22 protein-coding genes are annotated in these 23,815 nt (G+C 61.8%); 14 read left to right on the forward strand and 8 right to left on the reverse strand.

The window, feature by feature from the left end:
* Positions 1-167: 167 nt before the first annotated feature.
* Entirely contained in the window at positions 168-1,577 is a 1,410-nt protein-coding gene (locus tag HNO86_RS05605; RefSeq protein ID WP_175376018.1) for a PLP-dependent aminotransferase family protein, read from the reverse strand.
* Between the two features lie 148 nt (positions 1,578-1,725).
* Between HNO86_RS05605 and HNO86_RS05610 the strand changes: the two genes are divergently transcribed.
* The 10 genes from HNO86_RS05610 to HNO86_RS05655 all read left to right on the forward strand — a co-directional run bounded on the left by HNO86_RS05610 (position 1,726) and on the right by HNO86_RS05655 (position 11,107).
* The gene (locus HNO86_RS05610) at positions 1,726-2,826 is read left to right on the forward strand and encodes a hypothetical protein (protein ID WP_175376019.1); all 1,101 of its coding nucleotides are present in this window, start codon (positions 1,726-1,728) and stop codon (positions 2,824-2,826) included.
* A 42-nt stretch (positions 2,827-2,868) separates the two neighbouring features.
* The gene (locus tag HNO86_RS05615; RefSeq protein WP_175376020.1) at positions 2,869-4,149 is read left to right on the forward strand and encodes a biotin carboxylase; all 1,281 of its coding nucleotides are present in this window, start codon (positions 2,869-2,871) and stop codon (positions 4,147-4,149) included.
* A gap of 49 nt (positions 4,150-4,198) precedes the next feature.
* The gene (locus HNO86_RS05620; RefSeq protein WP_175376021.1) at positions 4,199-4,693 is read left to right on the forward strand and encodes a RidA family protein; all 495 of its coding nucleotides are present in this window, start codon (positions 4,199-4,201) and stop codon (positions 4,691-4,693) included.
* 83 nt (positions 4,694-4,776) lie between these two features.
* Complete coding sequence (locus HNO86_RS05625; RefSeq protein ID WP_175376022.1) at positions 4,777-5,235, forward strand: cupin domain-containing protein; 459 nt, start codon at positions 4,777-4,779, stop codon at positions 5,233-5,235.
* A 304-nt stretch (positions 5,236-5,539) separates the two neighbouring features.
* Positions 5,540-6,187: a glutathione transferase gene (yfcF, locus tag HNO86_RS05630; protein WP_175376023.1), complete on the forward strand. Its 648-nt coding sequence runs from the start codon at positions 5,540-5,542 to the stop codon at positions 6,185-6,187.
* A 40-nt stretch (positions 6,188-6,227) separates the two neighbouring features.
* Positions 6,228-7,580 (forward strand): KamA family radical SAM protein, encoded by a 1,353-nt coding sequence (locus HNO86_RS05635; RefSeq protein WP_175376024.1) that lies wholly within the window; start codon positions 6,228-6,230, stop codon positions 7,578-7,580.
* Positions 7,581-7,611: 31 nt separating this feature from the next.
* On the forward strand, positions 7,612-8,487 hold the full coding sequence (locus HNO86_RS05640) for a branched-chain amino acid aminotransferase (RefSeq protein WP_175376025.1): 876 nt from the start codon (positions 7,612-7,614) through the stop codon (positions 8,485-8,487).
* An 18-nt stretch (positions 8,488-8,505) separates the two neighbouring features.
* Positions 8,506-9,264 (forward strand): TauD/TfdA family dioxygenase, encoded by a 759-nt coding sequence (locus HNO86_RS05645; RefSeq protein WP_175376026.1) that lies wholly within the window; start codon positions 8,506-8,508, stop codon positions 9,262-9,264.
* Positions 9,265-9,332: 68 nt separating this feature from the next.
* Positions 9,333-10,292 (forward strand): diiron oxygenase, encoded by a 960-nt coding sequence (locus HNO86_RS05650; RefSeq protein ID WP_175376027.1) that lies wholly within the window; start codon positions 9,333-9,335, stop codon positions 10,290-10,292.
* A 14-nt stretch (positions 10,293-10,306) separates the two neighbouring features.
* On the forward strand, positions 10,307-11,107 hold the full coding sequence (locus HNO86_RS05655) for an N-acyl homoserine lactonase family protein (protein ID WP_175376028.1): 801 nt from the start codon (positions 10,307-10,309) through the stop codon (positions 11,105-11,107).
* A gap of 79 nt (positions 11,108-11,186) precedes the next feature.
* Here the strand turns inward: HNO86_RS05655 and HNO86_RS05660 are convergent, their stop codons facing one another.
* The 7 genes from HNO86_RS05660 to HNO86_RS05690 form a co-directional block, all read right to left on the reverse strand.
* Positions 11,187-12,632, reverse strand: a complete 1,446-nt coding sequence (locus tag HNO86_RS05660) for a PLP-dependent aminotransferase family protein (RefSeq protein ID WP_175376029.1) — start codon at positions 12,630-12,632, stop codon at positions 11,187-11,189.
* A gap of 217 nt (positions 12,633-12,849) precedes the next feature.
* Positions 12,850-13,554: a hypothetical protein gene (locus tag HNO86_RS05665; protein ID WP_175376030.1), complete on the reverse strand. Its 705-nt coding sequence runs from the start codon at positions 13,552-13,554 to the stop codon at positions 12,850-12,852.
* 306 nt (positions 13,555-13,860) lie between these two features.
* Positions 13,861-14,688: an ABC transporter permease gene (locus tag HNO86_RS05670; protein ID WP_175376031.1), complete on the reverse strand. Its 828-nt coding sequence runs from the start codon at positions 14,686-14,688 to the stop codon at positions 13,861-13,863.
* A 7-nt stretch (positions 14,689-14,695) separates the two neighbouring features.
* The gene (locus HNO86_RS05675; RefSeq protein WP_175376032.1) at positions 14,696-15,568 is read right to left on the reverse strand and encodes an ABC transporter permease; all 873 of its coding nucleotides are present in this window, start codon (positions 15,566-15,568) and stop codon (positions 14,696-14,698) included.
* 10 nt (positions 15,569-15,578) lie between these two features.
* On the reverse strand, positions 15,579-16,691 hold the full coding sequence (locus HNO86_RS05680) for an ABC transporter substrate-binding protein (RefSeq protein ID WP_175376033.1): 1,113 nt from the start codon (positions 16,689-16,691) through the stop codon (positions 15,579-15,581).
* 100 nt (positions 16,692-16,791) lie between these two features.
* On the reverse strand, positions 16,792-17,883 hold the full coding sequence (locus HNO86_RS05685) for a polyamine ABC transporter ATP-binding protein (RefSeq protein WP_175376034.1): 1,092 nt from the start codon (positions 17,881-17,883) through the stop codon (positions 16,792-16,794).
* Positions 17,884-18,036: 153 nt separating this feature from the next.
* Entirely contained in the window at positions 18,037-18,942 is a 906-nt protein-coding gene (locus HNO86_RS05690) for a LysR substrate-binding domain-containing protein (protein ID WP_175376035.1), read from the reverse strand.
* Between the two features lie 164 nt (positions 18,943-19,106).
* Here HNO86_RS05690 and HNO86_RS05695 point away from each other — a divergent pair, with 164 nt between their 5' ends.
* The 4 genes from HNO86_RS05695 to HNO86_RS05710 form a co-directional block, all read left to right on the forward strand.
* On the forward strand, positions 19,107-20,711 hold the full coding sequence (locus tag HNO86_RS05695) for a 5-guanidino-2-oxopentanoate decarboxylase (protein ID WP_175376036.1): 1,605 nt from the start codon (positions 19,107-19,109) through the stop codon (positions 20,709-20,711).
* A gap of 78 nt (positions 20,712-20,789) precedes the next feature.
* Entirely contained in the window at positions 20,790-22,538 is a 1,749-nt protein-coding gene (locus HNO86_RS05700; protein WP_175376037.1) for an amidohydrolase, read from the forward strand.
* Positions 22,535-23,485: a GTP-binding protein gene (locus tag HNO86_RS05705; RefSeq protein ID WP_175376038.1), complete on the forward strand. Its 951-nt coding sequence runs from the start codon at positions 22,535-22,537 to the stop codon at positions 23,483-23,485. Before HNO86_RS05700 ends, HNO86_RS05705 begins: the two co-directional genes overlap by 4 nt.
* Positions 23,482-23,815, forward strand: a 334-nt coding sequence (locus tag HNO86_RS05710; RefSeq protein WP_175376039.1) for a class II aldolase/adducin family protein, incomplete at its 3' end; no start/stop codon positions are given. The genes HNO86_RS05705 and HNO86_RS05710, both read left to right, overlap by 4 nt.

Genomic DNA, 23,815 nt, shown 5'->3' on the forward strand with positions numbered 1-23,815 from the left:
AAATGCTGCATGGCATTTGGGAAACGTACTAACGCGAACTCCCGTGCACCTCAGTACGGTCCATTTACCGAACCCCTGTAGGAGCTGCCGAAGGCTGCGATCTTTTGATCTTGCTTTTCAAAATCAAAAGATCGCAGCCTTCGGCAGCGCCTACAAGGGATCGCAGGTCAGTTGTCGAGCAAGCGCAGGAACCGCTCCCGCACCTGAAAATTATCGCTGTGCGCCACATTGAATCTCAGAAACTGGCTCGCATCCGGCGCTTTGCTGAGCAAGGTGCCTGGGGCCAATACGAGGTCGATGTCCAGGCCCTTTCTCGCCAGTGTTTCGGCGTGCAACCCTTGAGGCAGTCGGGTCCAGATGTACAGGCCTTCGTGAGGTAACGAGGACACCGAGCAACCGGCGTCGATCAGCCATGTGGAAACCCGGCTGCTCGATTCGTAGAGGCGGTCCACGGTGCGGCGGGTGTGTTTGGCGTAGCTGCCGTCGCTGAGCATGGCGCAGATGATCTGTTCCGCCAGTTCCGAGGTCATGCCGCCGCAGGCCATTTTCAGGGTGACCATGCGGGCTGCCAGTTGTGGCGAAAGCACCGCGAAGCTGACGCGGCTGTTGGCGGTCAGGGTCTTGGAGAATCCCGAGACGTAGCTGACATTGTCCAGGCCACCGGCGGCCAGGCGCGGGGTCATTCGTTGTTGCAGGTCGCAGTACAGATCGTCCTCGACGATGTGGAAACCGTAGCGATGGCTCAGCTCCAGCAAGCGATAAACCTGCGCCGGGGAGAACGAGTGTCCGGTCGGGTTGTGCAGGACATTGTTGGTCATGTAGAGCACGGGACGATGGGTGCTGACCACTTGCTCGAACGTCTCCATGTCCATGCCGTCGGCCGCGCGGGGAACGGTGATGACCTTGGCACCGTGCAGCGCCAGATTGGTGTGCATGGTGAAGTAGCACGGATCGTCGAGCAGCACCGTGTCGCCGGGTTTGACCAAAAGGCGCATCAGCATGTCGATGGCCTGCACGGTGTTGGCGGTGGTGACGATCTGGTCCACCGGCACTTCGATGCCGATTGCCGACAGCTTGACCCGCAACGCCTCGCGCAATGGCAGGTAACCGGCCGCGACGCCGTATTCGCCCATCTGCAGAGAAGTCGCGCGCACGGTTGCGCGCACGGCCTTGAGCAGTTCATCGGCGGGCAGCCAGGAGGAGGGGAGGAAACCGGCACCGGGGCGCAATGCGCCGGTGTCCTGCAGCACCGCGCGGCGGACCACGCTCAGGGTGTCCTGGGGCTGCAGGTCCGGCCCGGCATCGCTTCTGATCGGGGTAGAAGAGCGGTGAACGTAGTGCCCCGAACCCTGGCGTGACACCACCAGACCCTTGGCCCGCAAGCGATCCAGCGCATCCACCACGGTGGATTTGCCCACGTTCATCAGCTCGGAAAGTTCGCGAATCGGCGGTAGCCGCGAGCCGTGTGGAAGGCCACCCTGATTGATGGCGACTGACAGTTGATCGACGATCTGCTGGACCAGCGGCACACCTGGCTGGAACTCGAAGGCGGCGATGACGGCACGCTGAACCTGCATTTTACTGGTCTCTCCGGCAGTAAAGTTCGTTGGATTCTATACGAACTTGCTCTGATGAAAACAAGCCTCTGTCTCTAACATCAGCTTACAGACTTTCCTGACTGTGGGCGTTCGAGCCCTGAACAGTCAATGGTTTCAGAGGTGCTGCATGAGTGTTCAAACGACAGCCGCCATCGCCAAACCGGTGATCAACATTCGCCTGTTTGCGATCCGCATCATCACCGCCGTGTCGCTGTTTGCTGTGTTGGGCAAGGCCAACGTCTGGCTCGACACCGCCACCAACAGCATCCTCGCCCTCGGCTATCGCGCCTTGCTGTTGCTGCTGCCGCTGACCTTGCTGGTGCTGGGCCGCCGTTCCCTCAGCGTTACCTTGCTGTGCGCGGCCGCAGGCCTGGTACTGCTGGCTGTGACCCGCAACCAGGGCGTGGTGATGTTCGCAGCCGCCTTGTTCGCCTACGGCATCGCGATTGCCGGCTACCTGATCAAGAGCGAGGCGGCGCAGACCAAGGAAGGCGCGGCCTACAACCGCGTCGCGATGAACATGGGCAGCCTGCTGGCCGGCCTGATCCTGTTGTCGCCAATGCTCACCCCGACGATGTTCTTCATCGGCGCCGCGGCCTTCGTGCTGCTGTGCCTGCCGATCGCCCATGGCGCGACCTTCACCTCGGAACCTGTAACCGCAAGCCCCGTCACCCATGACGGCAGCGGCTGGCGCAACAAACTGCCGTGGGTGATCGCCGGCATCATCATGGGCATCAAGCTGTTCGGGGTGTTCTCGATCCTGCCCCAGGCGATCCTGCTCAAGACCGGCGAACTGCCGGCCTGGTACGGCCTGATGCTGATCCTCAACAGCGCCGTGGTGGTGTTCGCCCAGGTGCCAATGATGAAGCTGATCGAGCGCACCGGTCGCTTCAAGGTGCTGGCGGTGATCGGGATCATCGCCGGCGGTTTCGCGGTGCTGTCGTCACCTGCCGCATTCCACGTCGAAACCCTGGTCGGCGCGCTGATCTGGGTCGCGCTGCTGTCGCTGGCCGAATGCGCTTTCAGCTACCTCGATTACTTCTCGGTCAAGCAGAACAACATGTTCGTCAAGGAAGTTTCCCTGGGCGTGGGTGCCGGTCTGACCGTGCTGATCATGCGGGTCGTGCCGGCGCCGTACAACGCGCTGGTGCTGGCGGCCATCGGCGCGGGCGGGATCCTGGCCTGGTACTGGTTCAACCGTAAATCCCAAGCGTCGTTACACGACTGAGTCGTCGCGGGTGCGGGTTTCAATTTGCAAGTCGGGGGCATTATGAATACGACTTCATGCGTCGTAGTGGTGGGTTACAACGGTAGTCGGGTTCACGATATCCCGAAGCTGCGAGAGCTGTGCAAGTCGCTCTACAACGCGCGGCTGATCCTGTTGGTCGAGCAGGTTCAGCCCAATGACGATCAAGTGGCCGATCACGTCTGCACGACATCGTTCGCCGAACAGGACGTGGCTGCGTCCCTGGAATTGGTGGTGGGTTGCCTGAACGCCGATCTGTGGAAGCTGATCGGCGTGTTGCCGTTTTCCGATCGCGGCGTGCTGCTCGGTGCGGCGCTGGCCAGTCATTTCGGCCTGCCGGGCATCACCCCGGCCGAAGCGCGGGCAGGGCTGGACAAGCAGATCTTCCGCAGCCTGGAAGTCATGGCCACCCAGTCGCCCGAAGACTATCGCCCGGTGTTCTCCACGCGGGTCGAGAGCCTTTCCGAACTGCGCCAGCGGGTTGTCGAGCTGGGCGGAAAAGCCTTCATCAAGCCGGCTTGCGAAGGCGCGAGCCGGGGCTGCCGGGTCATCAATCATCCGTCCGAATGCGATGAAGTCTGGCAGGCGCTCAAGCCCTACCGCGAAGGCGGCATCGTCATCGAAGAGCTGATCCAGAACGCCCGGGAATACAGCTGGGATTGCGTGGCCGGCAGCACCTGGATCACCGAGAAAACCACCACCGAAGGCGCCTACCGCGCGGAGATCCAGCAGGTCGTGCCCGCGCCTCTGCCGGACGCCGTACAGACCCAATTGCTCGACGCCGGCCGGCACATGGCCGACCTGGTGTCGCTGGACAACGGCGCCTGGCACAACGAAGTGTTCCTGCGCGCCGACCATCTGACCTCCGCCGTGGAAACCAACATGCGTCCCGGTGGCATGCACATCTGGGATCTGGCGCGCCGCGCCTTCATCGATTTCAACCCTTGGGAACGCTGGGTGCGCTGGGCTGTGGAAGGCCACATCGAGCCTTTTGCGCCGGTCGCTCGCGGCTATTGCGGCATACGCCTGCTCAGGGCGCCGGCCGGCGGCATCTTGCGCTCGATACCCGATGTCGAGGTCCTGGCCCGCTCGCTGAATATCGAAGTCGTGGAGGCCAAGTTCGCCAAGCGCATCGGTGATTCGGTGTCCGCGCTGGTGAAGGACAACTTCTCGTTCATCGGCCACATCGTGCTGTTCAACGAGCGCTACGAACAGTTGAGCGAAGACCTGTCGCGTCTGGCGCAGGCCATTGAATCGAACGTCGGGATCACCAGTCTGGAGCCGCCCGTGAGGGCCGCAGGTTAAGTCACAGGGATCGAAGTTTTCAGCAGTATTGATCAAGAGGATTGGGTAAATGATTGAACACATGACCTGTGATGAGCGTTTCATCGCCCTGGCCAAGGAGTTCGGTTTCGACATCTATGGCGAGAACACCGTTGGCGGCCGTTACACCCCGCTGATCCGCCACCACGATGAGCTGTACATCAGCGGCCTGGTGCCGCGCATGGATGGCAAGATCCTCTATCCGGGCCGGGTCGGCCTGGACCTGAGCATGGCGGACGCGCAGGCGGCGGCGAGCATCAGTGCGTTGCGCGGCCTGGCGCTGATCGTCGATGCCGTGGGTTCGCTGGACAAGGTCAAGGCGCTGATCCGGATGAACGTGTACGTGAAGTGCACCGCGGATTTCGTCGATCTCAGTGACGTGGCCAACGGCGCCTCGGATGTCATCAGCCATGTGCTGGGTGATGCCGGTAAACATACGAGAACCACGGTCGGTGTTTATCAGTTGCCGAAAAATGCCGCTGTGGAAGTTGATATGATTGCGGCGCTGCGTCCTGCAGTTCTGTAATTGATGAAAGTCTCGGCTTTACAGTTGAAAGTTGTTGTCCTAGTGTCTGGTGATTCAAGTCACCAGACAGTTGGTATTTGCCGATGAATAACGTTCAAGGTGGGTTCTTTTCATATAAGGATTTTCGCCAGAGTTTGAATAATCCGCCAATCGGTGCGCGGGTTTGGAAACAGGGCGAACTGACGGACATACGTCAGCGTCTGGCGGACAGCGACGTCGATATCGTCGCGCTGGCCCACGACAACAGCCCCGAAGGATGCAGGCTGACGCCGGGGATGGCGGTCTCCATGCAATGGCTGATTCCAGGCTCGACATTGGACGGTCATGCCCACGCCTGGTGGCACCTGTTCATCATCCAGGCCGGCAGCGGCACCCTGACCCTGGAAGGTGCCGATGAGGTCAGCGTCAGCCCTGGCGACGTGCTGCTGGTACCGGCCTGGACCCGGCACGGATTCGTCAACACCAGCAAAACCGAGCCTCTGGCCATGCTCAACATGAGCAACATGCCGCAAATGGCCCAACTCTCCAACGCCTCCCTCTAACCCGTTCCCCTCCCCAAAAGCCAGCTTCTGCACGGTCCCATGTAGCAGCTGGCGAAGCCTGCGTCCGGCTGCGAAGCAGTCGTAAAACCTGCCTGCACGATCTACCTGAACCACCGCGTGCCCTGATTTCACGACTGCTGCGCAGCCGGACGCAGGCTCCGCCTGCGGCTACAAATCGCTTCGTCCACAAACTTTCTGTATCGATTGAAACTCGCAAATTCTGTATCTATCCAGCCCCCAGCCAACTTAATACGATCACTTCCAATGCAGATTTATCAATGCAGCCATTGCAATGGAGTGTTCTATGGAAAACCGAAAACTCAAACTGTATGTCGGTGCGGACTTTATTAGCGCGTTTGCGATGTCGGCTTTTGTTGCACTCAAGGAAAAGCAACTTTCATTCGACTTCGTAAAGGTGGATTTGAAAGTCAAAGAGAACTATCAAGGTAATTACCGGGATCTTTCGCTGACCTGCAAAGTCCCCACGTTAGTTCACGATGATTTCGCTCTGTCGGAGTCTTCCGCCATCGCCGAATACCTGGAAGAACTCTCCCCGGGCCATAAAAAACTCTACCCCCAGGACCTCAAGCAGCGCGCCCGTGCCCGTCAGCTGCAAGCCTGGCTGCGCAGCGATCTGCTGGTGGTGCGCAAGGAGCGCCCGTTTGACCTGGTGTACTTCGGCAAGAAAGACACCGCGCTTTCCGATGAGGCCCGAGCGGCCGCGGAGCGCCTGTTCTTCGTCGCCGATCGCTTGCTGGAGGAGGGCGCCGAGAACCTGTTCGGCAATTGGAGCATCGCCGACACCGACCTGGCAATCATGCTCAACCGCCTGGTGGCCAATGGCGATCCGGTGCCGGCCCGGCTTGCGGCCTACGTGCGCCGCCAATGGGACCGCGACAGCGTTCGGGCATGGATGGACATAGAGCGCGTAGCGCCGGCCATCCGCTCTTGAATTTCTAAGGCCACCGCCAGCCAATACCAGGAGCGCTGCCATGCAGGGACTGTCGGAGCACGAAAGATACAAACCCTATAACTCACGCACCATTCGCGACACGCCGTACTGGAACAAGCTCACGCCTGCGCTGCAGGAGGCCATGGACGTGGTGGCTCGGGTCATGCCGTTTCGCACCAACGAATACGTACTGGGGACGCTGATCGACTGGGACAACATTCCCGACGACCCGATTTTCCGCATGACCTTTCCCCACAAGGACATGTTGCTGCCGGACGAATACGCCGCGCTCAAGCAGTTGATCGAGCTGGACGACAGCGCGGCCATCAAGCGCAAGATCGAGGCGATCTGGCTGCGCATGAATCCGCACCCGGCCGGGCAGCTGACGCACAACAATGCGACCCTCGACGGAAAAATCCTGCCGGGCATTCAGCACAAGTACCGCGAGACCGTGCTGTTTTTCCCCGGCGCCGGACAGACCTGTCACGCGTACTGCACCTTCTGTTTCCGCTGGGCGCAGTTCATCGGCGAGGAAGAACTGAAATTCAACGCCCGGGAATCCCAGGAGCTGGTGAGCTACCTGCGGGTGCATCCGCAAGTGACCGACGTGCTGATCACCGGGGGCGATCCGCTGATCATGAACACCCGTTCGCTGGCCAGTTACATCGAGCCGCTGCTGGAGCTGCCGCATCTGAAAAGCATCCGCCTGGGCACCAAATCCGTGGCCTATTGGCCGCAGCGATTTGTCAGCGACAAGGATGCGCCGGAGTTGCTTGAGCTGTTTCGGAGGATCGTCGCGGCGGGGAAGAACCTCTCGGTCATGGGCCACTACAACCACCCGGTGGAGCTGCGCCAGGACATCGCCCGGCAAGCCGTCGAACGCATTCGTTCGACCGGCGCAACGGTGCGCATGCAGGCGCCGGTGATCCGCCACATCAACGAAAACCCGGAAGACTGGGCGGCGTTGTGGACCGAAGGCGTGCGCCTGGGGGCGGTGCCCTATTACATGTTCGTCGAGCGCGACACCGGCCCCAGCCACTACTTCGCGATGCCACTGGCGCGGGCGTTCGAGATCTTCCAGGCGGCGTACCGCACGGTGTCGGGGCTGGCGCGCACGGTGCGCGGCCCGTCCATGAGCACCTTCTACGGCAAGGTACTGATCAACGGCATCGAGACCGTCGCTGGGGAAAAAGTCTTCGTGCTGCAGTTCCTCCAGGCCCGGGACCCGCAATGGGTGTTGCGCACCTTCTATGCGCGTTTCGACCCGCAGGCGACCTGGTTCGATCAGCTGCGCCCGGCCTTCGGCGAACGCGGTTTTTTCTTTCAGACCGAGCCTGAGCGATTGCTCGAACAGACGCCGGAATTGATACCGGTGCTGCTGCAAACGGCGTAGGAAATTTCTAGAACAATGGGGAGATAAGGACATGAGCAGTATCCCGTTTGATCAACGCGAAGGGCTGATCTGGCTCGACGGCGAGTTCGTCGAGTGGTCCCAGGCGCGTCTGCACGTACTGACCCACGGCTTGCACTACGCAAGCACGGTCTATGAAGGGGAGCGGGTGTACAACGGCAGGATCTTCAAGCTGCGCGAACACACCGAGCGCCTGTATCGCTCGGCGCAGTTGATGGATTTCGTCATTCCGTACGACATCGAGGAACTGGAAGCGGCCAGCCATGAATTGCTCAAGCGCAACAAGGTGGTCGAAGGCTACCTGCGGCCGGTGGCCTGGCGCGGCAGCGAGATGATTTCCACCTCGGCGCGCTTCAATCGCATCCATGTGGCAATCGCCTGCTGGCAGTGGCCGAGCTACTTCGACCCGGCGGCACGCATGGCCGGCATTCGCTTGAAGACCGCCGCGTGGCGTCGTCCGCCACCCAACAGCAGCCCCTTTGAAGCCAAGGCGTCCGGGCATTACCAGATCGCCACGCTGAGCAAGCACGACGCGCAAGACAACGGCTTCCACGATGCCCTGATGCTTGACTGGCGCGGGCATGTCGCCGAAGCCACCAGCGCCAATGTGTTCTTCGTCAAAGGGCGGACGCTGTACACGCCGCTGCCGGATTGCTTCCTCGATGGCATCACCCGTCAGACCGTCATCGGGCTGGCGAAGGCCCTGGACTATCAGGTGGTCGAGGCCACGATTCTGCCTACACAGCTTGGCGACTTCGATGAGTGTTTTCTGACAGGCACCGCCGCCGAAGTCACGCCCGTGCAAAGCATCGACGAGCATCACTATCAGCCGGGCAATGCCTGCCGCGAACTGATTGCCGCCTACACCTCAACCGTCAACGCCGGATAAACCGCCAGGAATCTCACCATGTCAAATCCAGGGATTGTTGCGTCCAAACCTTACGTTTCGCTGGGCCATCGCCATGACGAGTTGTCGTCCCGCGGCTGGACTGTCCTGACCCCCGGCGAATTCGCCCATGACGTTGTAGGAACATTGCACGAGTTCGGTCCGGTCATTCCGCAGTTCAATGGCCAGACCGCTTTCGCCATCACCCGCAAGCCGGGCTACGAAGATCTGCCGTATTCCCAGAGCATGAACGGTATCGGCCCGCACACCGAGGCACCGGTGTACGGCCCGCCGCCGCGCTATCTGGCGCTGCATTGCCATAAGCAGGCGACCTGCGGTGGCGGGCACACGGGTTTGGTGGACGGTTATGAGTTTCTGAAGTCGCTGGAGCGCAGCGAGCCGGAGCTGCGCGAGTGGCTGGACGACACGCCGGTGGAGTTCGTCGCCACGGCCAAACCGGGTGAGCCTGCACAAACCCGGGTCAGGGAATACATCCTCACGCCCACTGAGGACGGCGACATTTTCCGCTTCAGCTACAACCAGTTTCATTACGGCGATGTGAACCCTTCCAAGCAGGCGCTGGAGCAGTCCCAGGTGAGCAACAACAGCTCGCCGCTGGCCAGATTCGCGGTGCTTGGCGAGGCGTATTTCATCGAGCACAACACCCCGGTGCTGATCCCCGAAGGCTGCATGCTGATCTGGGACAACTGGCGGATGATCCACGCCCGCAGTCGCTACACCGACCCGGCGCGGCACCTGACCCGCTACTGGCTGGCCTGATTTTTCCGGCGCTTATTTTTCTTTTTTGCGTACCCGCCAGCGGGTACGCGTCCTACAGGTATCGCGTCATGCAAACAGCAATCGAGATCGCCAAGGTCGATCATCAACTGGTCGTGCGGCTCAATCAGGCCTGGACCCGACGGGCCACGGTCTGCTCGCCGGAAAAGACCTCGGTCGAGGAAGTCTTCGACCCGGCCCGCCCGGATTACCCGGAGCGGATGGTGCCATTTTTTCATCACCCCAGATTCCAGGCCTTGAGCGACGACCTCAAGAGCAACGTGGTGACCTGGGGCTGGATCGGCTACAACCTGCGCACCGTCACTGCCGAGGAACACGTGGTCAACCCGGCCCTGAGCGTCATCGCCAATCAATACCTGGGCAAGGACAACTGGCATTTTCGCGAGGCCATGCAGCAGACGCTGATCGACGAGCACTACCACACGCTCATGCACCTGCGGGCCATCGAGCGAACCAAGCTGGAGCGCGCCATCGATCAGGACCTGGACCTGCCACCGTCGGTGACCTATCTGCGCTTGCAGGCCCTGCGCGAAACCCTGGCCGAGCAATGGCAGAAAGACCTGGCGGCAATCACCTTCGCGGTGGTGGCCGAGATCAGCGTCAACGCCTATCTGGACTTGCTGGCGGATGACCAGAGCATTCAGCCGCAAAACCGTCGCGTCGCCGAACTGCACAACCGCGACGAGTACGCCCACAGCAAGGTGCTGGCCGAAGTGGCCAAGGTCATGTACGCCAACATGCAGCCGGAGCAGCAGGGATTTTTCGCACGCACCTTGTCGGTGGCGCTGAGTGCCTTTGTCGCTCAGGACTACTCGATGTGGGAGGCGATTCTGACTCAGCTCGGGGTCGAGGAAGCGGCGCAGATCATTGCCGACACCCGCGAGGGCAGCAAGAACGCAACCATCATGCGCGACTACAGCGGCCTGCATAAGTTGGCCCAGGACCTCGGGATCAGCGAGCAGATCGACTTCGATTTCCGCCCGACCCTCAAAACCAACGCCGCCGCCTGAATCTGGAGAGTCGTATGTCCGTTCCCGAGTACGAAGTGTTCGCCATCCGTGTCGGCGCCAACGCCCAGCGCACCGCCAGGGAGAATTTTCTCTACGACGCCTGCTGTGGTGATCCGAATGCGCCGATGCCGCTGGATTACTACTTCTGGGTGATCCGCAATCAGCAGCAGGTGATCGTGGTCGACACCTGCTTTCAACCGGCCACGGCCGATCGGCGCAACCGTCAGATGTTTCGTCTGCCGGAAGAATCCCTACGCCAACTGGACATCGATCCGACGCAGGTCGAGCAACTGATCCTGACGCATCTGCATTGGGACCATGCCGGCAATCTCGCCCTGTTTCCCAAGGCGACGGTGCATCTGCAGGAGGCCGAACTGCGCTTCTGCACCGGGCCGAAAATGGCCCACCGCACGGTGAACAAGACCTATGAGGTCGAGGACGTGATGTCGGCGCTGCCGCCGCTGTTCGAAGGGCGCATGCGCCTGCACCGTGGCACCGCCGAGGTGTTGCCCGGCGTGACCCTGCATGCGGTGGGCGGGCACACACCGGGCAGTCAGGTGGTGCGGGTCAACACGGCGCGGGGCTGGATTGTGCTGGCGTCGGATGCGGCGCATCTGTGGGTCAACATCCGCGAACGCAGCCCGTTTCCGATCCTCGATGACCTGTCACAAACCCTCGAGGCCTTCGCCGAAATCGATCGTCTGGCCGACAGCGAAGACCACGTCATCCCCGGCCACGATCCGCAGATCGCCGAGCGTTTTGCGCATTGGAACGATGACCCGCATATCATCTGCCTCCACGAAAATCCCCGGTGATCGCTGTAGGAGCTGCCGCAGGCTGCGATCTTTTGATCTTGAAAAACAAAAATCAAAAGATCGCAGCCTGCGGCAGCTCCTACAGGTTGGGTGTCGGCGTTGGGTGTTTGAGGAGACGACCGAGGGTCTGTAATGCCTCATCAATCTTCGGCGAATACGGCGCCCCACACCCGATCCGCACAAAGTGATCGAACCGCCTGTCATTGGAAAAAATCCCACCCGGGGATATCTGAATGCCCACATTCAACGCCGCCTGAAACAACGCCATCGAAGAATGTTCCCGCGGCAATTCCACCCACAACAAGGTCCCGCCCTCCGGGGTGCTCACCCGGGTGCCAGGCGGAAAATTGCGCAAAATACCGATGCTCATTTGCAACCGTTGCTGCGCCAGCGTGTTGCGCAAACGCCGCAGGTAACGCTCATAGGACGGCGTGCCCATGAACGCGCTCACCGCCAGTTGCGTCAGCGCCTCGCAACCACGGGACTGGGTGTGTTTGAGCATCTCCACGCGCTCGTGCCACTTGCCGGCGCTGATCCAGCCCAGGCGCATGCCGGGGGCCAGGGTTTTGTTCAGCGAGGCGCAGTAGATCAGATTGTCGCTGCGGTCCCAGTGCTTGAGCGTGGACAGCGGTTGCTCGCTGTCCACCAGATCGCCATAGGTGTCGTCCTCGATCAGCACTGTGTCGTGCTCGGCGCACAGTTGCACCAGTCGCGCCTTGTTGGGGTCGGGCATGATGCTGCCCAGCGGGTTGTGCAGGTTGGGGATCACGATCAGCGCCTTGATCCGCTCAGGGCCTTGCAGCGCCTGTTGCAGGGCCGGCAGATTGATCCCGCTGTGGCTCGAGGCCGGGATCTCCAGCACCCGCAGGTTAAGGCTCTCGAGAATTTGCAGCAGACCATGGAAGGTCGGCGACTCCACGGCCACGGTATCGCCGGGGGATGTCACCGCGCGCAACGCCAGGTTGATCGCTTCGGTGGCGCCGTTGGTGATCACGATGCGCTCGGCGCTCACGTGGGTCTTGCTGGTCAGCGCGCGGCGGGCCAGCACGTTGCGCAGGGCGATGTTGCCGGCGGTGGTGCCGGTGGTTTCGAACAGGTGCTGATCCTGGCGCAGGGCCTTGATCATGTTGTCCTGCAGGGCCTTGATCGGATACAGCTGGGGCGCGCAGTAGGCGCTGGCGAAATTGACCTTCACCGTCGCACGCTGGCTGGCCTTGAGCACCGCCGACACTTGCTCATGAATACCGACGTAGGCGCCGGTATCCAGCGGCGGGGGCGAGGGACTTGCGGTGGGTTTGGCGGGGGTGTCGGGCTGGCGGATGTAGTTGCCCGAGCGCGGGCGGGCTTCCAGTACGCCATAGTCTTCAAGCTCGCGGCAGACCTGCACGGCCGTCGACAGGCTGACGGCGTGTTTTTCCATCATCAGCCGGATCGAGGGAAAGCGCTCACCGGTTTTCAGGGTGCCGCTGCGAATGGCGTCCAGGTAGTGATTGGCCAGTTGGCGGTACAACGGAGTCGTGTTCATGATGACCTCAGCAGTCGCACCACTGAGGTCTGGGCTGGAAAGTAGAAAGGCGCTCCCCGCAGGCGGACCCGTGGTGCTGATGGGTAAAGGGAAGTACTGCCGTCGATACTGGAAGATTAATCGCGTATTTGCCCGAATCGCGGGCAATAAAAAGCCCCGCACGGGGCGGGGCTCTTGGCAATCAGTCAGGCCATGACACGGTTCTGCGCGGCGTTTGTTACTGCGCAGCGATGCTATAGCCATCAAACGCCGTCTGCTGCTGCAGCGCCGTGATGATGTTCTTGCGGTTCGCCGCCTGTTCCGCACCGCTGTTATCAACGAAGGTTTCGCTTTCCAGCTCCGCCTCTTCACCTTCACCCACAAAGTTGAACCCGAGGAATTCCAGGGCTTCGCGGTCGACGTTCAGGCGCGAGCGCGGGGTGCGCAGGGGCAGGGTCACGCTGATGCCGTCCTTGCTGATGGTGAACACTTCGGCTTCTTTCTTGACCCGTGCGGCCTTGCTCTTGCCGCCACCCGGGTTGCTGATGGCCTGGTGGGTCTGGTTCAGCACCTTCAGGGCCAGGCCGTAGACGATTTCCTGAAACGCCGGGTCGTCCTTGAAGCTGGACAGGATGCGGCTGATCGAGAACTTGCTGCTCAGGTCTTCCAGGGCCGCGGTATCGGCCGCTTCAGCGTCCTTGAGCTGCTTGAGCTGGCCCATCAGTTCATAGGCGCGGTCATCGTCGAAGCTGTCGTGCGCCTGGCGAATCGCGGCACGCAGCTCGCGAATCTGCTCGCTTTCGCGGCTGGACTGGAAAGCGTCCAGCACCATCTCGCTGATGGTTTTGGCCTGGGAGACGTGTTGTGAAAGATTGATGGAGTTTTCGTATTCCGCTTTGGACGACAGGGTGACTACGGTTTCAGCGGTATTGGAATCGGACATTGAAATTTCACTACTTTTTTCAGCTTGAATAGGGCGAGAAAGCGCAGGGGCTTTTTCCGGCCGACTAATTTATTGGACCGTGGCGGCGTTGTCACGGAGCAATGGCCGGATGGACAGTTTCATGCAACGCACAACCCCCCTGTAGGAGCTGCCGAAGGCTGCGATCTTTTGATCTGGCTTTTAAAAAACAAAATCAAAAGATCGCAGCCTTCGGCAGCTCCTACACGGGTACGACGTGAAACCGGAGGGACAGGAAGCAAAAAACCCCGCATTCATGACGAAGCGGGGCTTTTTGTTGAGGCGCGATCAGGAATGCAACAACTTCTGCGCCCGCTTGTCCGCCAGATGCTGAACCACCAGCCGGCCAATCAGCACTGCCAGGGTCAGGCTGATCAGGATCACCGAAATCGCCGCCACGCTCGGGTCGACGTTGTCGCGCAGGCCGCTCCAGATGCGTTTGGGCAGGGTATCGACGTTGACGCTGGTGATGAACAGAGTCACCGCCACTTCTTCCCACGACAGGGCGAAACCCAGTAGCGCGGTGGAGGCCAGGCCCAGTTTCAGGTTCGGCAGGATCACCATGAACGTGGTCTGCATCAGGCTGGCGCCGAGGTTGCGCGAGGCCAGTTCGATGCGGCGGTCGATCTGGCTCAGGGCAACCAGCATGGTCACCACGCCATAGGGCACCACCATGATCACGTGGGCAATCACCACGCCGGGCAGGGTGTCGTAGCCCATGCCCGGGGCAAAGCGGCCGAGCTTGGTTTCCATGAAGTACAGCACCAGCGCCGAAATCACCGGCGGGATCGCCATCGGCAACAGCACCAGGCCGATCAGCGCGGTGGCCAGTTTCGAGCGCATGTACCAGATGCCCAGGCTGAAACTCGCCGCCAGCACCGTGGCGATGACGCTGGTGGCAAAGGCGATGGTCAGGCTCTGGCTGATCGCGTGGAACCAGTCCGGATTGCTCACCAGCGCCTCATAGTGACGCAGCGACCAGTTGCCCTCGGGCATCGACAGGAAACGCTTGCTGGTGAACGACACCGGAATGACCGTCAGCAGCGGGAACAGCATGAAGGCCATGGCGACCACGGCCAGCAGCCGGGTACTCGGGCTTGTGCGATGGGTATTCATAGTGATCTCAGCCTACCAGTCGGTTCACGCGGGTCATTTTCAACAGCACCCAGATCAATGCGCTGACCAGAGCCAGCAGCACTACGCTCAGCGCCGCGCCCAGGCCCCAGTTGCTGGTCTGGAACATCTGCAGGAAAACGTATTCGGCAATCATCACCGTTTGCCCGCCGCCCAGCAGCACCGGGGTGATGAAGAAGCCCAGGCAGAACACGAAGACCATGATGAACGCCCCCAGCATGCCCGGCAGGGTCTGCGGCAGCAGCACTTCCCAGAAGGTCCGCAGGGCTCCGGCACCCAAACCACGGGAGGCCATGAGCACGCGTTGGTCCAGCTGGCGCATGGTCGACAGCAGCGGGAACACCGCGTACGGAATCATCACGTGGAGCATGCCGATGACCACGCCGATCTCGTTGCGGCTCAGCTGCAGCGGCTGATCGATCAGGCCCATGCCCATCAGGCTGTTGTTCAGCACGCCGTTGCTGCGCAGGGTGATCAACCAGCCGAAGGCGCGCACCAGCACCGAAATCCAGAACGGGATGAAGATGCAGATCTCCACCACCCGCTGCCAGAACGGCGGGCTGAACACCCAGCAATACGCCAGCAGATACCCGATCACCAGGGCCAGGCAGCTGACGGTCATGCACAGGCGCAGGGTGCGCCAGAGCATGTCGTGGATCGCCGGGTCCGTGGCGATGCGCTCGTATTGCCCCAGGCCCGTTTCCGGCAGGGTGAAGCTCCAGCCGACCACGCCAAGGAACGGCAGCACGTAGAAGACCAACAGCAGCACCGGCAGCGGAAACAGCAGCAGGCCGCGCTCGAAGTTCTGCGAACGAACGCGGGGCTTGGGGCTGGACAGGGTTGAGGTCAGGGTCGTAGTCATGGTCTGAGGCTCACTTGGACAACCGCGTCAGATACTCTTCCAGGGCCTTGGAATAATTGTCCGCATACCATTGCGCGTTGAGGGCGATCTGCTTTTTCAGGTTCTCTTCCGAGGCGCAGTTGGCTTGCAATTGCTCGGCCGACATCAGCTTCTCGGTGGCGCTGTTGGACGGCCCGTTGCCCAGCAGTTCGAACAGCTTGAGCTGGCCTTCAGGCTGCAAGGCTTGCTGGATGAACTGCATCGCCGGTTGGGTGCCCGCCGGGTTGCCCGACAGCACGGCCCAGCTGCTGGAGTTGATGAAGCCGTTGTCGAAGCTCCAGCGCACGCGGTTGTCGGTGTCTTCGCTGAGCAGCTTGGCGCGGGTGTGCCAGATCGCGCCCACCGACACTTCGCCATCGACCATCAATTGCTGGCTCTCGGCACCCGAGCTCCAGAACGACAGCACGTGGGGCTTGATCTCGTCGATCTTCTTCATCGCCCGCGGCACGTCCAGCGGATAGAGCTGATCGGCCGGCACGCCGTCGGCCAGCAGCGCCGCCTCGAGCATCCCGTTCATCCATTTGTACAGGGTGCGCTTGCCGGGGAATTTCTTCACATCCCAGAAATCCGCCCAGGTCTTCGGTCCGTTGTCGCCGAACTTGGCGCTGTCCCAGGCCATCACGTAGCTGAACTGGTAGCTGGCAATGCCGAAGTCCGACGCCAGGGCCGGTGCTACCTGATCGCGCTTGATGACGTTGTAGTCCAGCGGCTGCAGGATCTTTTCCCGGCCCAGCACGATGGCGCTGTAGCTCTCGACGTCGACCACGTCCCAACTCGGTTGGCCGCTGGCCAGTTGCGAGCGGATCGCGCCCTCGGTGGGGCCGGCGCCGTCGATGCGCACCTGGATGCCGGTGTTCTTGGTGAAGGTGTCGGTCCAGGCCGAGCGGAAGGCGTTCAGGGCGTCGCCACCCCAGTTGACCACCACCAGCGGCTTGTCCGCCGACCAGCTGATGCCACTGCGCAGCGCCAGCGGCACGGCCGCCAGCAGGCCCATGGCCTGGATGAATGTACGACGGTTGATCTGACCGCCGCGGGCCTTCTCGATAAGTACTTCGATGCAGTCTTGCTGGTGATCCGGGCCCATGGGCAAGTCCTCAATCGGCGGGTGTCGCGCAGGACACCGGCCCTTTTTGTTGTCGTTGGAAGAGAGCTTTGTAGTTCGGGTTTTATCTTTGAAGCCGGTTTCAGGCCGGCAGCAGGAAGCTTTGCTGCACCGGCCAGCTCAGCCACACCGGCGCACCGCTGGGCATCGAGGCGCCCGGGTGATTGCCGGGCACGGAGAGGTTGATCGGCGAAGTCTCGCCACCGACTTTCAGCGCCAGTTGAGTGCTGGAGCCCTGGTAAACCTTGTCGGTGAGTTGCGCGGGCATCACGTTGTAGCCATCGCGAGTCGGGCAGTCGCTGTGCAGTTCCATGTGCTCGGGACGCACCGCCAGCACGATCGGTGCCTGGCTCAGTACGTTCGGCGCCTGGGCGTGCAGCACGCTGGTGCCGCACCGACCGCTGGCGGTGGCACCGTTGCGGGTCAGGTTGTCCAGCGGGAACAGGTTCATCTTGCCGAGGAATTCGGCGACGAAACGGCTCTCGGGACGGTTGTAGATGTTTTCCGGGGTGTCGACCTGAGTCAGCTTGCCGTGGTTGAAAATCGCGATGCGCGACGACAGCGCCAGGGCTTCGTTCTGGTCATGGGTGACGAATACGAAACTGGTGCCGACCTGACGGTGGATGCGTTGCAGCTCGGTTTGCAGCTGTTCGCGCAGATTCTTGTCCAGCGCCGACAGCGGCTCGTCGAGCAACAGCAGTTCCGGTTCGAACACCAGGGCCCGGGCGATCGCCACGCGCTGCTGCTGGCCGCCGGACATTTCGGCAGGCTTCTTGTGCATCTGCGCACCGAGGCCGACCACTTCGAGGATGTGCTTGACCCGGCGATTGCGTTCTTCCACCGGCACCTTGCGGATGCGCAGCGGGTAGGCGACGTTGTCGGCGACGGTCATGTGCGGGAACAGGGCATAGCCCTGGAACACCATGCCGAAATTACGCTGTTCGGCCGGGCGCTTGATGATGTCGACGCCTTGCTCCATCAACTTGCCCGCCGTGGGGCTCAAGAAGCCGGCCAGGATCATCAACAGGGTGGTCTTGCCCGAGCCGGAAGGGCCCAGCAGGGTAAGAAATTCACCTTTTCGAACGTCGAGATCGACGTTATCCAGCGCCGCGAAACGGCCGTAATACTGGCTGATACCTTGAGCACTGAGCTGAATCGCCGAATGGCTGGACACTTATGAGTTCCTCTTTTTATTGCCCATAAAACGTACGAGGACGGAGCTGGGTCCGAAATGGGCTTTGGGACCTATTATTGTTAAAAATATCGCTACATCAATGGAATTATTTTGCTCGTATTGGTTAGTTTTTTTACCCAATTCTGTGTGCTGTCAGAGGGTGTCCTGCCAGGTCTGGTGGGACGACTGCAACTGCGTTTTCACCCAATTACTGAACGCCTGCACCACCGCGCGATCGGCCTTTTGCGGGTCGGCGGCCAGGTAATAGCCGCGATGCAGGTCGATGGTGATATCGAACGGGCGCACCAGCAGACCCTTGGACAGGGCATCGCCGCTGATCAGGTTGTCGCCGATGGCGATGCCCTGGCCGGCAATGCAGGCGGACTGTGCGCAGTGCGCGTCGGAGAACAGGATGCCGTTCATGGCGTTGACGCCTGAGGCGCCGGCAGCGGTCAGCCAGACGCGCCAGTCCGAGTAGTCGGTCATGTGCAGCAGCGGAAAATTGCTCAGCTCCTGCGGGTTTTTCAGGCCGCTTAGGGCGTTGATCAGGCGCGGGCTGCACACCGGGAAGAAGCGCAGGGCGACGATCTCCTCGACTACCATTTCCGGCCAGTCGCCAATCCCGTAGGCGATGAACAGATCGGCGCTCGGGTTGTTGATGTCATCCGGCGTGCGCGGGGAAATCAGCTGCAACTGCACCTGCGGGTACTGGCGCAGGAAAGCGCCGATGTGGTGACACAGCCAATAAGTGGCGAACCCCGGCGCGCAACTGACGCACAGCCGCCCGGAGATTTCCTGATCGTTGATCGCCTGCCCGGCGTCGAGCAGGTTCAACAGAATCCCGTGGACCTCCCGCGCATAACGTTCGCCCTGATACGTCAGGCCGATGCCTCGGCCAATCCGCTCGGTCAGGGCAAAACCCACACACTCTTCCAGCTTGCTGATCTGGTGGCTGATCGCACTGCGGGTCAGGTTCAGTTCACGGGCCGCGACCGACACGCTGCCCGAGCGGGCCACCGCATCCAGCGCGCGCAGGGCTGTCATCGAAGGAAAGCGCATAAGTCATCCGTTGTGATTGGAAATGCCGCATATGGTGACGGAAATTGAACAGTCAAGCCAAAAAAAATCGATTGTTGTATTGGTTGATTCAACAATACTAGCCCCATTCGTCACCACGCAGCCCTGATCGGATGCGCAGATTTCATGGATAAAAGAGGTGCTGCATGACCAGTTGTGCCCAGGCGCTCGTTCAGTTGCTGGAAGGCTACGGCGTTGAAACCGTCTTCGGCATTCCGGGCGTGCACACCGTCGAGTTGTATCGCGGTTTGCACGGCAGCCGCCTCAAGCACGTCAGCCCGCGCCACGAACAGGGCGCCGGGTTCATGGCCGACGGCTATGCCCGCGCCGGCGGCAAGCCGGGGGTGTGCTTCATCATCACCGGCCCCGGCATGACCAACATCATCACCGCCATGGGCCAGGCCTACGCCGACTCGGTGCCGATGCTGGTGATCTCCACCTGCAACCGCCGCGAGCAGCTGCGCCTGGGCCATGGTCACCTGCACGAACTGCCGGATCAGCGTGCGCTGGTCGCAGGCGTCTGTGCCTTCAGTCATACCCTGCAGCATCCGTCGCAAATGCCGGAAGTGCTGGCACGGGCCTTTGCGCTGTTTGGCTGCACACGGCCGCGACCGGTGCACATCGAGATTCCGCTGGATGTGCTGGAAATGTCCGCAGATGACCTGGACCTGTCCGCGCGTCCATTGCCCGCAGCAGCGGCTCCGGCCCCGCAAGCCATCGATGCCGCCGTCGCCCTGATCGAAAAGGCCAAGCGGCCGTTGATCCTCGCCGGCGGTGGCGCGCGCCGTTGCTCGCAAGTCCTGACATCGATTGCCGAACGCTTGCAGGCCCCGGTGGCGCTGACCACCAATGCCCGCGGCCTGCTGGCCCCTGATCACCCGTTGCTGCTGGACGGTGTACAGTCCTCGGCCCATGGCCGCGAGCTGATCGCCGAAGCCGACGTGGTGCTGGCGGTCGGTACCGAGCTTGGGGAAACCGATTACGACATCTTCGGCCTGGGCGCGCTGTCGTTCAAGGCGCCGCTGATTCGCCTCGACATCGACCCGATGCAGGTGCTCGGCGTACAGCCAGCGGCGGTGGGCCTGCTGGGTGATGCCGAGCAAGGCTTGTGCGCGCTGCTGGCGCGACTGTCGCAACGCCAGGCTGAAGCGAACTGGGCCGGCGAGCGAGTGGCTCAGGTCAACAGCATTGAGCTGGCTGGCTGGACGGCGAAACAGAGCCGCATGCAGGCGCTGCTCGACACCGTGCGCGATCACTTGCCCGAGCCGCTGATTGTCGGCGATTCGACGCAACCGGTGTATCAGGGTGCCTTGGGTTATCGCGCGCCTACGCCCTACAGCTGGTTCAACGCCGGCAGCGGCTACGGCACCCTCGGTTACGGCTTGCCCGCCGCTATCGGCGCCAAGCTGGCGCAGCCGCAGCGCCCGGTGGTGGCGCTGGTGGGGGACGGTGGTCTGCAGTTTTCCAGCGCCGAACTGATCGCCGCCAGAGAGGCGGGCGTCGGCGTGATCCTGCTGCTGTGGAACAACGGCAGCTACGCCGAAATCCGCGACTACATGAACGCCCGCTCGGTGCCGCTGCTGGGGGTGGACATTCTCACCCCGGACTTCGCCGCACTCGCGCAAAGCTGCCACGTGGCCCATCACCGCGTGAGCGATCTGCAGCGCCTGCGCGAATTGCTGGGCCAGCTCGGCAGCCCCGATGAACCGGTGATGATCGAAGTCGACGCCGCGACCTTCCTGGCTGACTAAAACAACAACAATTTTTCAGGTCCCCGTGCCGCAGCGCCCGGTGGACCTTTCAACCTCCTGAACTCAAAGGTGGCTTACATGGCCGAGTCCGATAACTTTTCCTCTACCCATTCCGTGCAGGGGACCTACGCCGACCTGATCCTCGCCAACGGTCGCATCTACACCCAGGACCCGGCCAACCCGTGGGCCGAGGCCGTGGCGATTCGCGATGGCAAGTTGATCGGCGTTGCCAGCCTTGCCCAGATCGAAATGTTCAAGGGCCCGAACACCCGGGTGCATGACCTGCAAGGCGCGTTCTGCATGCCGGGCCTGCACGACATGCACACCCACCCGGACCTGGCCCTGGCGCCGCGCTACAGCGACGACCTGGATGTCGGCATCGAAGACCCGACCCCCGAGCAGCTGCGCGAAAGCATCCTCGCCTATGCCGACAGCCATCCGGGCAACGGCTGGATCTACGGCCAATACTGGGTGCGCTATACCTTCCGCGAAGCCGGCCTGACCCCGGGTCGCGCCTGGCTCGACAGCGTCATGCCGGATCGACCCGTGGCCCTGCTGGACCGCATGTGGGGCACCATGATGGTCAACTCCAAAGCCCTGGAATTGGCGGGAATCGATCGTCACACCTCGGACCCGCGCAACGGCTATTTCGAGCGTGACGAACTGACCGGCGAACCCACCGGCCTGATGATCGACGGCGCCTACGCGATGATCCATGCCGCGATGCCGCCGACTCCGGTCAGCGTGCTGCGTCGTGCCTATCGCGACGGCGTGCACTTCCAGAGCTCCCGTGGGGTGACCGCGAGCAAGTACGTGCACGTCTGCGAGCAGCGTCTGCAAGCCCTGAAGGAACTGGACGACAGCGGCGAGCTGACCGTGCGCATCGAAGCGGCGATCAGTTGGCAGGACGATATCTTCCCGGTGCGTCGTCGCTGGGAACTGCTGGCCGGCGAGCGTCACTACTACCGCAGTGCGCGCCTGAGCGCCAACGCGGTGAAGTTCCACTTCGACGGTACCGTGGAGCCGAAATCTTCCTACCTGTTGACCCCATGGCCGGAAGAGAAGAGCTGGCGTGGCAAGCTCAACCTGACCCCGGAACACATCACCGACATGGTGGTGGACATGGACCGCAAGGGCATCCGCGTGATCGCCCACTGCACCGGTGACGGCGCCTCCGACGTGTTCCTCGATGCCGTGGCCGAGGCTCGTCGCCGCAACGGTTTCAGCGGCGTGCGCCACCAGTGCGCCCACAGCACCTTGCTGCATCCGGGCAACCTGCCGCGCTTCAAGGAACTCAACGTCATCGCCGAGTTTTCCCCGGCGGCCTGGTACCCGACGCCGTTCGCCAGCGGTGCGCGCTCCGGCTACGGCCAGGAACGACTCAAGCGCATCTACGACTTCAAGGGCGTGCTGGCGGCGGGCGGCACCGCGGTGATGGGTACGGACTGGCCGGTGGCATCCATCGACCCGTGGCTGGCGCTGGAAACCATGATCACCCGGCAGAACCCGTGGAACGACGATCCGGCCTGCTTCGGCGACCCGATCAGCCTCGAACAGGCGCTGAGCGTGATCACCAGCAACGGCGCGGTGGCCATGGGCCTGGAGCAGAGCACCGGCAGCCTGCAAGTGGGCAAGTCGGCTGACCTGATCGTGATCGATCGCGACCTGTTCGCCGCGCCTGCGCGCAACTACATCCACAAGACCCAGGTGTTGCTGACCTTCGTCGAAGGGCAACTGGTCTATGACCGCAACTCGACCCTGGAATCCGTCGGTCTCAAGGCCGTCTGGAAAGGCGAACCACCGGTGCTGGAGGGCAAATCCGAATGAGCGCCCCACGCATCGCCGTGACCGTCGTCTCGGGTTTTCTCGGCGCCGGCAAAACCACGCTGCTCAACCGCATGGTGCGCCGTGCGGAGGGCAGCCGACTGGCCGTGATCGTCAACGATTTCGGCGAGCTGAACATCGATGCGGCCATCGTTTCGGAAGTCACCGATGCGGTGTACAGCCTGCAAAACGGCTGCATCTGCTGCACTGTGCAGGAAGACTTGCTGGCGCAACTGGGCAGCCTGGCCCAGCTGGAGCCACGGCTGGAGCGGATCGTCATCGAATGCAGCGGCGTGTCCGATCCCCAGCGCATCGTGCAGACCCTGGCCTACCCGCAACTGCGCAGCCAGATGCAACTGGACATGGTCATTACTGTGGTCGATGCGACGCGTCATCTACAGCTTGAAGGCGAATATGCGCGACTGGCCCGGGCCCAAGTGGCAGCGGCTGATCTGTTGCTGCTGAACAAGACTGACCTGGTGGACGAGGATCAATTGCGGGCGCTGCGCGAGGCCTTGGGGCTGCGCACGCGTATCCACGAGAGCGTGCAGGCGCAGTTGCCGGATGCGTTGTGGCTGGAGACCGAGCTTGAACTTGAGCCTCGTGCACTGAAGCCGCTGACACGGGTGGCCGATGGTGATCACGGTGAGATGTTCAGCAGCTGGCTGTGGCAGAGCGACGTGGCGCTGGACGCTGATGGTTTGCGTGGCTGGTTGCAGGCGTTGCCCGGTGATGTGTTCCGGGTCAAGGGGCTGGTGCGATTGGTGCAGGGTGACCAGGCGCACTGGTTGCAGCATGTCGGCACCCGCAGTCAGTTTCTGCCGGCGGGGGATGAGGCGCGGGCCAACGGGTCGCGTCTGGTATTCATCGCGCGTCGTGGGTTCGATGGCTGGGAAGCGCTGGCGCAAGGGCTTGAGGCTTGCTCGGTGAAGGAGGTTGCCAAGGCATGAATCCGACAGAACAACGACTGCGTGAAGAATTGGCAGCCTGTTATCGCCTGATTGCGCATTTGCGCATGACTGATCTGATCTTCACCCACATCTCGGTGCGGTTGCCGGGGCCGGAGCATCATTTCCTGATCAACCCTTACGGGCTGATGTTCGATGAAATCACCGCGTCGAATCTGGTGAAGATCGATTTGCAGGGAAGGGCGGTGGAGCCTTCGCCGTATCCGGTGAACCCGGCAGGGTTTGTGATTCACAGTGCGATTCACGGGGCTCGGGAAGATGCGCAGTGTGTGTTGCATACCCATACCAAGGCCGGGTGTGCGGTGGCGGCGC

It is taken from the genome of Pseudomonas sp. C1C7 (assembly GCF_013359595.1).
Taxonomy (GTDB): Bacteria; Pseudomonadota; Gammaproteobacteria; order Pseudomonadales; family Pseudomonadaceae; genus Aquipseudomonas.